The 13,995-nt window shown below is 68.8% G+C and carries 13 protein-coding genes; 4 read left to right on the forward strand and 9 right to left on the reverse strand.

Translation table 11 applies throughout. The features are described 5' to 3' along the window. Positions 1-632: 632 nt before the first annotated feature. Genes J7J50_RS16815 through J7J50_RS16825 form a run of 3 tightly spaced genes read left to right on the forward strand, consistent with a single transcriptional unit; the run spans position 633 to position 3,148 of the window. Positions 633-1,640, forward strand: a complete 1,008-nt coding sequence (locus tag J7J50_RS16815) for a methionine ABC transporter ATP-binding protein (RefSeq protein WP_215060759.1) — start codon at positions 633-635, stop codon at positions 1,638-1,640. Further along, the gene (locus tag J7J50_RS16820) at positions 1,637-2,320 is read left to right on the forward strand and encodes a methionine ABC transporter permease (RefSeq protein ID WP_215060761.1); all 684 of its coding nucleotides are present in this window, start codon (positions 1,637-1,639) and stop codon (positions 2,318-2,320) included. Before J7J50_RS16815 ends, J7J50_RS16820 begins: the two co-directional genes overlap by 4 nt. A 36-nt stretch (positions 2,321-2,356) precedes the next feature. After that, positions 2,357-3,148 carry a MetQ/NlpA family ABC transporter substrate-binding protein gene (locus tag J7J50_RS16825; protein ID WP_215060764.1) on the forward strand — a complete coding sequence of 264 codons (792 nt, stop codon included), beginning with the start codon at positions 2,357-2,359 and terminating at the stop codon, positions 3,146-3,148. 67 nt (positions 3,149-3,215) lie between these two features. Here J7J50_RS16825 and J7J50_RS16830 read toward each other — a convergent pair whose 3' ends face one another. From J7J50_RS16830 to J7J50_RS16845, 4 genes are all read right to left on the reverse strand, one after another. Further along, the gene (locus J7J50_RS16830) at positions 3,216-3,722 is read right to left on the reverse strand and encodes a bleomycin resistance family protein (RefSeq protein ID WP_215060766.1); all 507 of its coding nucleotides are present in this window, start codon (positions 3,720-3,722) and stop codon (positions 3,216-3,218) included. Next, positions 3,710-4,090 (reverse strand): VOC family protein, encoded by a 381-nt coding sequence (locus J7J50_RS16835; RefSeq protein ID WP_215060768.1) that lies wholly within the window; start codon positions 4,088-4,090, stop codon positions 3,710-3,712. The genes J7J50_RS16830 and J7J50_RS16835 overlap by 13 nt, the downstream gene beginning before the upstream one ends. A gap of 117 nt (positions 4,091-4,207) precedes the next feature. After that, complete coding sequence (locus J7J50_RS16840; RefSeq protein WP_215060770.1) at positions 4,208-5,506, reverse strand: alpha/beta fold hydrolase; 1,299 nt, start codon at positions 5,504-5,506, stop codon at positions 4,208-4,210. A 139-nt stretch (positions 5,507-5,645) separates the two neighbouring features. After that, positions 5,646-6,143 carry a lipocalin-like domain-containing protein gene (locus J7J50_RS16845; protein WP_215060773.1) on the reverse strand — a complete coding sequence of 166 codons (498 nt, stop codon included), beginning with the start codon at positions 6,141-6,143 and terminating at the stop codon, positions 5,646-5,648. 168 nt (positions 6,144-6,311) lie between these two features. On the opposite strand from J7J50_RS16845, the gene J7J50_RS16850 reads away from it, so the two are divergent. Continuing rightward, a complete protein-coding gene (locus tag J7J50_RS16850; RefSeq protein ID WP_215060775.1) occupies positions 6,312-6,632 on the forward strand; it encodes a hypothetical protein in 321 nt (106 codons plus the stop codon). A gap of 3 nt (positions 6,633-6,635) precedes the next feature. On the opposite strand, the gene J7J50_RS16855 is transcribed toward J7J50_RS16850, so the two are convergent. The 5 genes from J7J50_RS16855 to lanM all read right to left on the reverse strand — a co-directional run bounded on the left by J7J50_RS16855 (position 6,636) and on the right by lanM (position 13,994). Beyond that, a complete protein-coding gene (locus J7J50_RS16855; RefSeq protein WP_215060777.1) occupies positions 6,636-7,295 on the reverse strand; it encodes a DUF2894 domain-containing protein in 660 nt (219 codons plus the stop codon). Between the two features lie 6 nt (positions 7,296-7,301). After that, the gene (locus J7J50_RS16860) at positions 7,302-7,934 is read right to left on the reverse strand and encodes an OmpA family protein (protein WP_215060779.1); all 633 of its coding nucleotides are present in this window, start codon (positions 7,932-7,934) and stop codon (positions 7,302-7,304) included. Then, positions 7,931-10,114, reverse strand: coding sequence for a DUF802 domain-containing protein (locus J7J50_RS16865; protein WP_215060781.1), 2,184 nt, complete (start codon positions 10,112-10,114; stop codon positions 7,931-7,933). The genes J7J50_RS16860 and J7J50_RS16865 overlap by 4 nt, the downstream gene beginning before the upstream one ends. Before the next feature lies 1 nt (position 10,115). Then, positions 10,116-10,853, reverse strand: a complete 738-nt coding sequence (locus tag J7J50_RS16870) for a DUF3348 domain-containing protein (RefSeq protein WP_215060783.1) — start codon at positions 10,851-10,853, stop codon at positions 10,116-10,118. A gap of 369 nt (positions 10,854-11,222) precedes the next feature. After that, entirely contained in the window at positions 11,223-13,994 is a 2,772-nt protein-coding gene (lanM, locus tag J7J50_RS16875) for a type 2 lanthipeptide synthetase LanM (RefSeq protein ID WP_215060785.1), read from the reverse strand. Position 13,995: the final 1 nt, after the last annotated feature.

Here is a 13,995-nt window from a genome sequence, read left to right on the forward strand (position 1 = left end):
GCGGGAGAGGGGCCAACTCCGCGCTTCAGAGAGTCCATCGCGACAGGCTACTGCGTGAGAGCGGATTGCGCACAGTGACGAGGCTCATGCGACCACCGGACGGCGAGGCGGCACGAGCTGACAAAATCGCTCCTCTCCCTCTCCCGCAGGCGGGAGAGGGGCCAACTCGGCGCTTCAGAGAGTCCATCGCGACAGGCTACTGCGTGAGAGCGGATTGCGCACAGTGGTGGGACTCATGCGACCGCCGGACGGCGAGGCGGCACGAGCTGACAAAATCGCTCCTCTCCCTCTCCCGCTTGCGGGAGAGGGCCGGGGTGAGGGGATGAGCGCCATAGGCGCGAATGCTCTTGCTCGAAGCCTCACCGCTACTCGCGCGCCCTCACCCCAACCCCTCTCCCGCAGGCGGGAGAGGGGCTAACTCCGCGCTTCCGTCACTTAGACGGCATCGCCAGCGGTTCTAAGCAAATAACCGGCCCGCAACACCCGCCCCGGCGCCCCGCCTTACAATGCCGTCCGCCCCCGATTGCGCCGAATGCTAGGCTGGCGGCGCAACACTCCGCCCCGGACCGACGTCGCGCCACCGCCTGCACGGCGCTGTCCTTCCACGCACCGCACTGCCTTCGCGACGGTCCATGATCGAATTCCAGCAGGTCCACAAATCGTTCCGCGTCGGCGGCCGCGAGGTCGCGGCCTTGCAACCGCTCGACCTGCAGATCGTCGAAGGCGAAGTGTTCGGCATCATCGGTCACTCCGGCGCCGGCAAATCCACCCTGATCCGCCTGATCAACGGCCTGGAACGCCCCAGCGGCGGGCGCGTGCTGGTCGATGGCGAAGACCCCGGCACGCTCGACGCCGCCGGGCTGCGCGCGCTGCGCCGGCGCATCGGCATGATCTTCCAGCATTTCAATCTGCTGTCCTCGCGCACGGTCGCGGCCAACGTGGCGTTTCCGCTCGAACTGGCCGGCACGCCGCAGGCCGAGATCGCCAGCCGCGTCGCCGAACTGCTGGCGCGCGTGGGCCTGAACGAACACGCGAACAAATACCCCGCGCAGCTGTCCGGCGGGCAGAAGCAGAGAGTCGGCATCGCCCGCGCCCTGGCCTGCCGGCCGCGCATCCTGCTGTGCGACGAAGCCACCAGCGCGCTCGATCCACAGACCACCGCCTCGGTGCTGGCGCTGCTGGCGCAGATCAACCGCGAGTTGGGCCTGACCGTGGTGCTGATCACCCACGAGATGGAAGTCATCCGCCGCGTCTGCGACCGCGTGGCCGTGCTCGACGCCGGCCATCTGGTCGAAAGCGGCCAGGTCGCGGACGTGTTCCTGCACCCGCGCCATGCCACCACGCGCCGCTTCGTCTCCGAAGCCGAGCACGTCAACGAAGGCGCCCTGCACAGCGATTTCGCCGCGGTCTCCGGCCGCCTGCTGCGGCTGACCTTCCTCGGCCAGCACACCTACGAGCCGCTGCTCGGGCGCATCGCGCGCGAGACCGGCGTGGACTACAACATCCTCGCCGGCCGCATCGACCGGATCAAAGACCTGCCTTACGGCCAGCTCACCATCGCCCTGGTCGGAGGCGACAGCGATGCCGCGATCGCGGCCCTGGGCGCGGCCGGCGTGCATGTCGAGGAGATCGCGCGATGACCGTCAACGCAGGCTGGTTCGCCCACCTGGACGCGGGCAAATGGACCGAGATCGGCCAGGCCACGCTCGACACCCTGCTGATGCTGGCCGGCGCGCTGCCGCTGACCTTGCTGATCGGACTGCCGCTGGGCATCGCGCTGTTCCTGACCGCGCCGCGGCAGTTGCGCGCGCAGCCGCGCCTGTACGCCGCGCTGTCGCTGGTGATCAACATCCTGCGCTCGGTGCCCTTCATCATCCTGATGATCGTGATGATTCCGCTGACGCTGTCGATCATGGGCACCTCGCTCGGCGTGCGCGGCGCGATCCTGCCGCTGGTCATCGGCGCGGCGCCGTTCTACGCGCGCCTGGTCGAGACCGCGCTGCGCGAAGTCGATCGCGGCATCATCGAAGCCTGCCAGGCGATGGGCGCGACCACGCGCCAGATCGTGCTGCGCGCGCTGCTGCCCGAGGCGCTGCCGGGCCTGATCGCCGGCGCCACCGTCACCACCGTCGCCCTGATCGGCTACACCGCCATGGGCGGCGCGATCGGCTCGGGCGGTCTCGGCGATCTGGCCTACCGCGACGGCTATCTGCGCTCGCACACCGACGTGGCGTTCGTGACGGTGCTGCTTTTGCTGCTGCTGGTGCAGGCGTTGCAGACTCTGGGCGACCGCTTGGTCGCGCGCTTCAGCCGACGCTGAGCCGGCGCCTTCCATATTCGAAATGAGGATCACCCGATGAAAAAAGTCCTTCTGCCGTTGCTGCTGGCCGTCGCCGGACTCAGCGGCTGCGGCGCGTCCGACACCGCATCGAAGAAGCTCACCGTCGCCGCCACCGCGGTGCCGCATGCGGAGATTCTGGAAGTGGTCAAGCCGCTGCTGGCCAAGGAAGGGGTGGAACTGGACGTGCGCGTGTTCAACGACTACGTGCAGCCCAACGATCAGGTCGCGCAGAAGCTCATCGACGTGAGCTACTTCGAGACCGAGCCCTACCTCAACGCCTACAACAAGAGCCGCGGCACCCAGCTGACCACCATCGTCGGCGTGCACATCGAGCCGTTCGGCGCGTACTCGCGCAAGTTCAAGTCGCTGAAGGATGTGCCGGCGGGCGCCGACGTCGCCATTCCCAACGATCCGAGCAACAACAGCCGCGCGCTGATCCTGCTGCACAAGGCCGGCGTGATCCAGTTGCGCGACCCGACCGATTCGCTGGCGACGCTGCGCGATATCACCTCGAACCCGAAGCAGCTCAAGTTCCGCGAACTCGATTCGGCGATGCTGCCGCGCGTGCTCGATCAGGTCGATCTGGCCCTGATCAACACCAACTACGCGCTCGACGCCGGCCTGGACCCGACCAAGGACGCGCTGGCGATCGAAGGCAGCGATTCGCCATACGTGAACTTCCTGGTCGGCCGTCCGGACAACCTCAAGGACCCGCGCGTGCTGAAGCTGGCGGCGGCGCTGACCAGCCCGCAGGTCAAGGACTTCATCACCAAGAAGTATCGCGGCGCGGTGTTGCCGGCGTTCTGACGGCGACCGCGACGGGCAAAGCGCCCGGCGTCGCAAGGCCCGGGCGCTCGCCGGGCGCGGCGCCGGCCTAGGAGTGGTCGATGCCGCGACCGATGCGGAACACATGTCCGTCGGGATGACGGACATGCATCTCGCGCACGTCCCACGGCATGTTCTCCGGTCCCCAGCAGACTTCGATGCCCTGCTCGATACAGCGCCGATGGACGACATCGACATCGTCCACCCAGATCGACATCCACACGCCCGTCTCCGCGGCCGCGTTCGCATCGGGGCCGAAGCTCGGCCGACTCTCGCCGTCGCCGCGACCGCCCTGCCCGTTCACGCACAAAAAGATTTCGCACTCGCCCGAGCCGACGCTGCCGAACGTGGGCGGCGTGCCCCAGTCCCAGCATTTCTTCCAGCCGAGTTTTCCGAACCAATCGAAGCTACGCTGGATGTCGGAGACGTTCAGGATGGGGGTGATGGCTTTTGCGTACATCTGCGGCCTCGCTTCGGAGTCTGACGTCGGGTCCACCGAGGTGGGGAGTCGTCGCGCGGCGCAAGCGCTGCCGCAAGTTCCGCTCAATCCCAGCAAGTGGCGTTCTTGGGAAAGCCGGGACGCTGAACCCGCACCACGCAGAACCGCTGGCCGGTCGGCGCCTGCATCACCACCCATCGTTCCAGGCGATCGACCACGGTCGCGCCCAGCGCTTCCAGGCGCGCGACTTCGGCGGGGATATCGTCGGTCTCGATATCGATGTGGACCCGGCTCTCGTGCTCGACGCGCTGGATCTGCACGATCGGCTCGTCCTCCTGCGTTTCCAGCATGCGGTAGTTGCCGCGCGTGCCGGGGTGGTCGAAATCCATCGGGCGGCCGAGCGCATCGGCCCAGAACCGGGCGGCCTGGTCGATGTCGGAGGTCTGGCAGTCGATCAACAGCGCGCAAAGACGGGAATGGTGCATGGCGGTCTCCTCGATTGGTCAAGTCGCTGCGGCGAGCTTAAACCCGTGGGAGCGTCGATGCAGTGTCGGCGGATGCAGGGCGTGCAGACTGTCGATGCACGGCGCGCGCCGTCCCGCTCACTTCGCCGCGGACTTGCCCAGGATGAAGTCGCGCATCCGCGGGAAGTAGTCCCGCGGTTGCCGGGTCGATATGCGCTCGCCGTCCTTGCGCGTCTCGAACTCGTACAGGCCATGGTCGGCATCGGGGAAAACGACGTAGTCGATGGGCCGGCCGGACTGTTTCAGCGCATCCAGGCGGCGCACGGTTTCGCCCGGCGGCGCGTCGCGATCCTGGCCGCCCAGCAGCCACAGCTGCGGCACCGCCAGATTGTTCAACACCGGCATCGGGTCGTATCGCACCTCGATGCCCGCCACCAGCGCCGGCGCCTGCGTGCGCAGGTCCTGCGCCGAGACGCCCAGCATGAAGCCGCTGTAGTTGCCGCGAATCGCGGAAAACCACGGCTGCGCGGCGTACTTGCGCTTGACCTCGTCGAGCCGTTCGAAGCCTTCGCGAAAATCGCTTTCGACGATGGCCGCGGTCGCATCGGCGACTTCTAGCGCTTTCGCCGTCTCCGCGCCGCCGAAGCCGGCGCGCGCCAGGTCCGCGGCGATGGCCTCGCGGTCTTCCTCGCGCGGCGACACCGCCAGGCCGAAACTGACGATGACGAAGTCCACCGGTTCGATGCGCGCGGCCAGCGGCGCGACCCACCCGCCCTGGCTGCCGCCCTGGTAGCCCATGCGTCCGGCCCGCGTGCCGGCGAGGCGGCGGGCCTCGCGCGCGGCCTGGACCGCGTCGGTCGCCAGCAGCAGATAGTTCTGGGTATAGCGGCCGCCCGATACGCCGGTGCCGCGTTTGTCGTAGGCGAACACGCCGATGCCGGCGCTGGCGAACTGACGCTGCAGCGAATAGTCCTCCAGCGCGGAGGAATGCTCGGCGCCGTGGATCAACACCACGATCGGCACCCGCGCCCGGCCCGGCGGCAGGGTCAAGCGCCCGGCCAATTCGACGCCGTTGCTTTCGAAGCGCGTATCGCGCTGGATCAGGGCTTCGCGCCGGCCGGCAGTATCGTCGAAGCGAATGCCGCCGCGGCCGCAGTCGATGATCGTCAGCGCGTGTCCGTCGGGACGCTCGGTCCAGCCGTAGGTGCTGGTCCAGCGGTCCTTGCCCGCGCGAGTCAACGCGCCGGTAAGCCCGTCGGTGCGCCGCCAGCGCAGTTGCCCCGGCGCGCCCGGACCGACGTCGAGCGCGCTGCCGTCGGCCAGGCGATAGCTGCCGATTTCGCAGGCCGGCGCGGCGGCGGCTTCGGCCGCGAACGCCGGCGCCGCGCCCGCGAGCGCCAGCAGCAATGCCGTTGCGGCGAGTGTCATACGCGTCATGACGATCATCCCGGGCTCGCAGGTTTCGATTCGCGCCAAACTGCGCTGTACGCCAGGGCCGGTCAATGCGGATGCGACGGAACCGCGGAAATGGGGGCTGAAGCGGGGCCTGACGGCGCGAACGGCCGCCGGCGATCGCTTATTTCACCCGTCGCAGCCGCCGGTAGAAATGACCGTCGTCGGTATCGCCTTCGATGATCAGCTCATCGCCGATCAGCTTGATCGGCCGCGGCTGGTCGGTACCGGTGTAGCTCGGCATCAGGCTGCCCTGCACCTGATGGATCACCTGGCCCCGCGCTTCATCGACGCGGTACGTGCCGAAGTAGGCGATGTAACCGTCGTAAGCGCCGCGCACTTCGCGATCGCTGCCCTTCTGATCGCCGTCGGCGAACGGCGGCGTCGCCGGCGTGCGCATGACTTGCACGTGCAGATGCCCGGTGGCGTCGTAGACGATGTAGCCGAGCGGATGTTCGCCATAAGGACGCACGGCCTTGCCGGCGCGATCGGTGTCCACCAGCTCCATGACTTGCCAAGTGCCCACCAGGCGCGATCCGAGCGAGCCGCTCTTCGCCCCCGGCGCGGTCGCGCAGCCGACCAACAGGCTCGCGATGACTGAAACGACGATACCGGCTTTCACATAGTCCTCCATACGACCGAAGCGGAACGCCCGCGCAGCTTACGCGTGCGGCTTGCCGCCGGTGAAGGCCACGGTCGCGCCGGTTCGCTAAGATGGCCACGCACGCACACTCTCGATCAAGGAACGGACATGGCGCACAAATGGATTGCGGCGGTAGCGGCGCTGGCGATGGCCGCGATCGCATGTTGGCTCGCCGGCGCGACCGGCCTGGGCCTGACCGTCGTGTCGATCGTCCCGGCGCTGGTGGTGGGCTCGGCGTTCGCGGGCTTGATCTGGAAAAGCGGGGCGAAGGCGCTGCTGATCCCGGCGGTGGGATTCGCGCTGGGGCTCGCCGGCACGTTCGCGCTGCAGTTGCTGGCCGGCGGCGGGACCTTCGACGGAATCTACTATCTGTTCGCCGCGGTCATGACGATGTGCGTGCTGACCTTATTCGTATCGCTCGTGCTGCTGGCGGCGCCGAAACTCCGGCGGCGCCTGCTCGGCGCGTGAGGCTTATTCGCGGCGCTTGCGCGGCTTGTCGCGGCCGCGCTTGGCGACGCTGCCGGTGCGCAGCGCATCGTCGAGTTCCATGACACCGTCGCCGCTCATCTGTTCGATCCAGGTCAAGGCATCGACATAGGCCAGGAACTGCTGCAGATAGCCGGGCGACAGCTCGCGCATCAGGGTGAGCGAGCGATGCACGAGCCGGCCGGAGTTGAGCGGGCCGGCATCGCCGGGCGCCTGCCGCAGGGATTGCCGCAACTGACTTTCGGCGCGGAGCCGCGACCAAACGGCGCGAAAATCTTCCAGCGCGGCAAGCTGCGGAAACGCCACACCCTCGCCCACGCCGAAGGCGCTGTCGCGCGCCGCCGTCTGCTGCGCGAGGTAATCGATCAGCCCGCCCATCGCGCTGCCGCGGGCATCGCCCGCCGCCGTGTTTTTCCGCGCAGCGCGCTTGAGATCGCCGGCATACGCCTGGATCAGCTGCGCCAAACGCGCATCCGCAAGCCGCCGCGCTTCGCCGTCACGGCCGGCGGCGCGGCGCTCCAGCGCGTCGATACGATGAAAACGCACGCGGTCCAGGCGATCGGCGCCCTGCTCGCGCCAGGCATCGATCTGCGCCCGTGCATCGGGCTGGACGCGTTTGCGCGCCAGGGTCGGATTACGGCTCACGACGCATCATCCCGACTTGGACGGCTTCGGGATCGGCGCGATTTCCACGCGCCGGTTGCGCGCCCGGCCTTCTTCGTCGGCGTTGGAACTCACCGGCTGCTCGGAGCCGAATGCGGCCGCGAACACCGACGAGGAATGCACGCCCGCGGCGACCAGGGCGCGGGTCACGGTCAGGGCGCGCCGCGCCGACAACTCCCAGTTGTCGGCGAATTGCGAATTGCCGTCGCGCACCTGGCGATCGTCGGTGAAGCCGCTGACCATCAGGATTTCATCGCGCGCCTGCAGATAATCCGACAGCGGCCCGGCCAGGCTCTTGAGCAGCTCGCGGCCTTCGGGCTGCAGCTGATCGGAGTTCAACGCGAACAACACGCTGCCGCGAATGCCGATACGGCCGTCGACCAGGGTCACCCGTCCGCTCGCCAGCGGCACCGCCAGCGCCTGCTCCAGCGACTTGCGCCGCTGCGCTTCGAGGCGGCGCTGCTTGACCTCCTGGTCGAGCCGATTCGACAACTGCATCTGCACACCGAGCACGCCGACCAGGATCAGCACGAACACGCCCAGCAGCACCGACATCAGGTCGCCGAAGGCGGCCCACACCGGTGTCGCCGACTCGGCGTCGCCGTCGATGTCCATGCTCATGCCGCCTGCGCTCCGGCCGCGGCCGGCGGCTGCGCCAACTGCTGGATGTCCTGAATGATCTGCTTCTGCGAGAGCATGCTCAGGTCGATGACTTCCTTCGCCTGCGCCACGTAGTACGCCAGTTGCTCGTCGCTGCGCGCGAGCGACTTGTCCAGCGCGGTCTCGACCCCTTGCAGGCGCGCGGTCAGCAATTCGTTCGACTCGCCGAACTGTTGCACGGCCGCGGCGAAGGCATCGCTGAGGCTGGCCACCTCGATCGCGCCGACGCTGATCTGCGCGGCGGCGGTGCCGAGCTTGCCGGTCTCGGCCTCGATGTGATCGGTGAAGCGGGTGCCGACGCGATCGAGCAGATCGGCCGAGGTGACGACCAGCGCATCGACCGCGACGCGCTGTTCGGTGGAGGCGTGATTGACCGCGCCGAGCAGGGTTTCCAGCGTCGCCAGCAGGCGGTTGCGTTCGTCCAGCATGGCGGTGTCGCGGACCATGCTGTCGGACAGCTTCTGGCGCAGTTCGGCGACGACTTCGGCCGCGGCCTTGGGCGCTTGCGAAGCCGCGTCCAGCAGGCGCGAAATCTCCGCGATCGTGTCCTGGGCCTGCGCCTGCGACTGCGCGGTGATTTCCTGCGCGGTGCGCGCGAGCGTGTCGCAGATCTCGCGCTGGGTCTGCGCGGCCTGCTCGCCGCTGTGCTCCCAGCGCTCGCCCAGGCTCGCCGCCATCGAATCGAAGGCGCCGGTCCACGCGGCCAGGCGTTGTTCGTCGCGCGATTCCAGCGTCGCCTGCAACTGCGCATGCGATTGCTCGGACGTGCGGATGAGCGAGGCGGCATGGGATTCGAATGTCGCCGCCGCCGCGGCCAGCGCCTGTTGATTGCGCGCGGCCATGGCTTCGTTGGCGCTCAGTTGCTGCGACAGCGCCTCGTTCCACGCCTGCGCCGCCGCCAGCTGCGCCTGCTGATTCTCCGCCGCCATGTCCTGGTGCGCGCTCAACTGTCGCGACAGCGCGCTATCCCACGCCTCCACCGCATGGCCGGCGGTGGTGTCGAAACGCGCCGACACCGTGTCCAGCAAACCGGCGGCGCCTTGATCGAAGCGCGCGGTGAATCCGTCCAGGGTCTTGCCCAGGTCCTGCGCCAGCGCTTCGTTGCAGCGGCGCTGATCGACCAGCGCCTCGCTCCAGATTTCGGCGACGCGGGTGGTGGTGGTGGCGAAACCGGCCGACAGGCCGTCCATCTGTTGCTGCACCGCGCCGCTGACCGTGGCCTGCAGCGAACGCGTTTCGTCCGCGATCGCCGCCATCGTGGTCTGCATGATCGGCTGCAACGCCGCGCCGGCCACGCGCGCGCTTTCGCCGATGCTGTCCTGCAACGATCGCTGCACCGACGCGGCCAACTGGGCGAACACCGCTTCGGTCTTGTCGTGGAATGCGTCCTGGCGCGCCGTCTGCCGCTCGTGCGCGAGCAGGTTCTGGCGCTCCATCGCCGCGGTCATCTCCTGCAGCCGATCGACCAGCGCCGGCATCATGTCGGCCTGCCGTTGCAACAGCTTGAAGGCTTCTTCGCGCCGATGCGTCTGCGAGTGAGCGCGCAGCGTGGTCGCGATGGCGACATCCAGCCGTTGCGCCGCCTGCCCGCGTTCGCGCCGGCTCAGCGCCGACAGCAGGCCGAGCATCGCCGAGGCGGCGACGCCAGCGATGGACGTGCCGAAGGCGAAGCCGAGTCCGGCCACCGGCGCGGCGATGGATTCGCGGATCGCCTGCAGGTCGGCGGCGCTTTCCAGCGCCAGCCCGGTGCCGCGCAGCGTGGTCATCATGCCCAACAGGGTGCCGAGCATGCCCAGCAGCACCAGCAGGCCGACCAGATACGGCGTCAACGCCGGCGCCGGCAGCGCCACGCGCTCGCCTTCGATGCGCAGGCGCGCGGCATTGCGCAGCGAGGGATGCAGGCGGCCGAGCCACTCGCTCAGATCCGCCGGCGGCGCCGACAACCCGGCCAGCGCGCGTTCCAGCGTGGCGGTGGCCTGCCGATAGCGATGCAGTTCGAGCCCGCCCGCGCAATAACAGGCGCCGATCAACAGCGCGACCGACAGCGCCAGCGTGTTGGTGCCGACATAACCCGCGCCGACCCAGCACACGGCGATCAAACCTACGACAAAGACCGCGGGATAAAGCAGATTTCTGAACATGTTATCCATGTGGATTGGTGGCGAGGGCGGCAAGCAGGCCCTGCGCCGGTTGAAGGCGAACATCCAGTTCGGCGAGCAATACGTCTTGCATGTCCTTGCGAAACACATCCGGCCAGGCGTCGCCGGCCGCGGCCGGCGCCTCGCCCGGCACGCGCGCGTCGTCGCTGCCGTCGCGCGCGCTCTGACGCAAGAATTCGAAGCGTTCCGCGAGCAGCACCGGCGCCACCGACAGCAGGCTGCGCTCGCGCCGGCTCAGCGCCCGTTCCATCACCGCGTCCACGGCGGCGAGGCGGGCCAGATCGGCCGACTGCGCGCTCAGCTTCTGCCGCAGGCGCTCGCGCAAGCGGCCGACGCCGGCTTCCATCGTCTGTTGCAGGAACAGATAGCGCTGGCGAAAGAACGCGTAATCCAGGCCGTCGTCGGCGTCGGTTGTCGAGGAAGCCGGCGCGCGCGGCGGCGCGGCGAACGCCGCATCGCCGACGATCGCGCCGGTCAGCGCAGCGCGCACGCGCGCGCATTCGTCCGCTTCCGCGGCGCTGTCGATGCCTTCGTCGTCGAGTGCCGCCGCCGGCCTGTCCAGCACGGTGGACAGCGCAACGGCATGAGTCCAATCGATCCAGTGACTCAGCTGATCCGACAACGATCGCGTGGGCTGGGGCAGGTCTGCGGCCGTCAGGCGAGCGAGCGTGCGGATGAACGTCGGGCCGCGAACCGTGGCCCGTCGAGGTGCTTGCATCATTACTACTGGCTAAAAGATCGCCATTTTACACGTGCGGCCGCCGCCTGCCGCTTGCCGGGCATCGCGGCGGGCTCGGCGGCGGCTGGACATTCACGAATCTAAGCTGATTCAGCTGCTTCACAGTCGCGCAAACCCTTGCGGGCGCGGGCTATCGTGCCTGCGGCGGCGGCCGGCTTGCGACGGGTTCGTCAGGCGAAACCGGCCTGCAAAGGCGTCCGCGGGCGGCGAATTTCGCAGCCCTTGCCAAACGCCATCGATTTGTGCGGGCTCCCGCTTATGACGACCCGGCCGCCACGATCGCGCGGATCGCGACGGCCGGACCCTCCCCTATCGGTCACGATGATTCGATCGCGCCGCGAGCCGCCGACGCTAACTCAGCGTCAGCGGACAGAACCCTCGCGATGCGCCGCCAGCGGCCGGCCGCGCCGGCAAATGCGCCAGGCCCGCGCCGGCCAGACCGACCATCAAGCCCAGATTGCCGCCGTCGTGCGTCCAGCCCGCCCGATATTCATCGACGGCGAACGCGGGCGCATCCATGTCGAAATCGAAGCCCAGCGCGGCGGCGACCTTGGCCAGCGCCAGATGCACGCCGGCGCTGCCGTGACACAGCGAATCGTCCTTCAGCCGTCCGAACCATTCCACGCTGCGCGCGAACGCGGCGCGCACGCAGTCGCGCTGCCACGGCTCCAGCGCGTCCCAGGCCTGCGCGCGCGCGAGCAGGAAACCGGCGGCGCCGTTGCACCAGCCCAGCGAGTACTGCGGCTGCGCCTCGCGCGTGTCCGGCCACAAGCCGATATCGGCGTCGAACAATCGGTCTTCGCGGCGCAGCGCGTGCAAGGCCAGTTCGTTCATGGCGGTGTCGCCGAGCGCTTGCGCCAGTTGCATCAAGGCGAAGGCGATGCCGCTGCCGCCGTGGGCGAAGCCGGTCACGCAACGATCGACGCCGTGCAGCCACCACTCCGGGCCGTCGTCGCCGGGCCGCGACGCGGCGATCAGACGTTCGCCGAGACGCCGCGCGACGGCCAGCAGGCGCGTGTCGCCATCGAGACGATGCAAGGCCAGCGCGACCAAGGCGATGCCCGCGGCGCCGTCGATGATGTCGAAGCGATCCGCGCTCCATTGCGGCTCGCGCGCCAGGAAGGCTTCGATCGACAACCGCCGCAGTTCCTCGTCGCCGCGTTCGACCGCGGCTTCGGCCAAGACCAGGATCAATCCTTCCATGCCCGAATACGCGCCGCTGCCGAGCATCGCGCTGCGCTCGACCAGGATGCGCCGGCCGGTCGCGATCAGGCGTTCGGTCAAGGCGTCCACGCCGGCATCGGCGCTTGGCGGATGCCGGCGCGACAGGAAGGCGAGGATGCCACCGAGTCCGGTGTACAGGTCCGGTCCCATCGGCATGATCGCGAAATCGCCGCCGGGCGTGCCGGCCGGAGGGCTGTACGTCCACAGCACGCTGCCGTCGCCCTCGCCGCTCACCGAGCCCTCGTCCAGCGCCGCGGCCACCGATGCGGCGAGATCGCCGTGCGCATGCCCGGCGCAGCCGGCGCCACCGTGGCATCCCAGCGCCACCGCGACGTAGCTCAGTTGCCGCGTGATCCACGAAGCATCGGCGAAACGATCCAGGCGCTCGCGCACCAGTTGCAGGGCCGAGCGCTGGAAGAAACCATTGATCGTGCCGGACGGACTGTGCAGATCGCAACCGTCCAGCCGCGCTTCGAAATAGGGAATGTCGAACTGCAGTAGCTGCAGGCGCTCGCTGTCGTAGAGATGGCGCAGGAACGGCTTGCTCGCTTCCTCGCGGCGCAACTTGAGCAGCAGCGCATCGGTCGCGGCCGGTTCGGCCAGGGCCGGATGGGTGGTTTCGGCCAGGAACAGCCCGTACAGATAGGTGTGGCGCATGATCTGCCGCGAACGCAGCGAGGCGGCATCATCCAGCAGCGCGGCGACCTCCCGCGCCTGCGCCGTCAACGCCGCAGCAGCGGAGCGGTAACCTTCTGCGAACGCATCGAAGTAGGCCGCGAACGCCGCCGGTTCGCCGTCCACACGCGGCACCGGGCTGTCGATGCGGATCGCATCGTGCACCCGCGACAGGCGCATGCTCGCGGTCTTGGCGTCCACCGCGACCTCGCGCGACACCGGCGCGGCCACGCGGTCGCCCTGCGCCGCGCCGGAGAACACGCCCTCGCGCGTGCGCCGCAACGACACCACGCCGACGCCGAGCACCGATTCGCCCAGGCGCCGGTCCAGCTCGTGCTCGGCGTCCATGATCGTCACCGCCGAGGCCGCCTGCCGGTCGATGCGCGCGGTGTTGGTGAACAAGGCCTCGACATCGACGAAGAACGGCCGGCCCTGCGCATCGGTGACGATGTTCTCGAAGTGGATGTCGGTGCCGCACAGCAGGTGCGCCACCGCGGTGCAGGTGCCGAGCGAACGATAGAAGCGCGTGGCCGCCGGCTCGCCCTGCGCGCCGCCGCCGCGCACGCCGAGCTGCCAGCCGTAGTGTTCGCGATCGATCGATTGCAGCACGGCGATATCGGCATCGGCCATGCGCTGCAGGCGCGCGTACAGCAAATCCAGGCCCAGTCCGCGCGGTTTGTAGTACAGATCGAAGGCGTCGAAGCGGTAACGGATGGTCGCCCGCGCGCCGCGATGCGGATCACCCTGGCCGAACTCGACGCGCAGCGGCGCCAGATCGGGCCGCAGGCCGAACGCCTGCAACGCCTGCGCATCGGCCGCCAGATGGCTCAGGTGATCGCGAAGGAATTCGACGAAACCATCGCAGAAGCGCTGCGCGCGTTGATACAGGACGGCGTAGCGCTGGCGCAGATCGCGCGCGCGCTCGCCCTCGGCGATGGCCTGGACGAAGGCGACGAACACCGGATCGCCGACCGCGGTGGCCGGCTTGGCCTGCGGCCCGGGCGCGGCGCCGGCATAGCGATTGAGCTCGAACACGAACACTTTCTGGAACATCCAGCACAGCCGTTGCAACAGGTACTCGCCGGCGCCGTCGATCAACGCCGGATGCAGGCCGGCCGGCACCGCGCTGGCGGCGACGCGTTCGACGATCACGCCGCGCAAGGCCTCGGCTTCCTCGCGGCAGATCGCGGCGATGTAGTAACGATCGAAATCCAGACTGCTCATG

Origin of the sequence: Lysobacter sp. ISL-50 (assembly GCF_018612875.1) — a bacterium.
Lineage (GTDB): Bacteria > Pseudomonadota > Gammaproteobacteria > Xanthomonadales > Xanthomonadaceae > Lysobacter.

What these genes read in the sequence shown, in the direction of transcription:
- J7J50_RS16860 (WP_215060779.1), bottom strand. Translation starts at nt 7,934, where the DNA reads ATGAGCATGGACATCGACGGCGACGCCGAGTCGGCGACACCGGTGTGG.
- J7J50_RS16850 (WP_215060775.1), top strand. Translation starts at nt 6,312, where the DNA reads ATGGCCGCGATCGCATGTTGGCTCGCCGGCGCGACCGGCCTGGGCCTG.
- J7J50_RS16825 (WP_215060764.1), top strand. Translation starts at nt 2,357, where the DNA reads ATGAAAAAAGTCCTTCTGCCGTTGCTGCTGGCCGTCGCCGGACTCAGC.
- J7J50_RS16870 (WP_215060783.1), bottom strand. Translation starts at nt 10,853, where the DNA reads ATGATGCAAGCACCTCGACGGGCCACGGTTCGCGGCCCGACGTTCATC.
- J7J50_RS16840 (WP_215060770.1), bottom strand. Translation starts at nt 5,506, where the DNA reads ATGACGCGTATGACACTCGCCGCAACGGCATTGCTGCTGGCGCTCGCG.
- J7J50_RS16815 (WP_215060759.1), top strand. Translation starts at nt 633, where the DNA reads ATGATCGAATTCCAGCAGGTCCACAAATCGTTCCGCGTCGGCGGCCGC.
- J7J50_RS16820 (WP_215060761.1), top strand. Translation starts at nt 1,637, where the DNA reads ATGACCGTCAACGCAGGCTGGTTCGCCCACCTGGACGCGGGCAAATGG.
- lanM (WP_215060785.1), bottom strand. Translation starts at nt 13,994, where the DNA reads ATGAGCAGTCTGGATTTCGATCGTTACTACATCGCCGCGATCTGCCGC.
- J7J50_RS16865 (WP_215060781.1), bottom strand. Translation starts at nt 10,114, where the DNA reads ATGTTCAGAAATCTGCTTTATCCCGCGGTCTTTGTCGTAGGTTTGATC.
- J7J50_RS16835 (WP_215060768.1), bottom strand. Translation starts at nt 4,090, where the DNA reads ATGCACCATTCCCGTCTTTGCGCGCTGTTGATCGACTGCCAGACCTCC.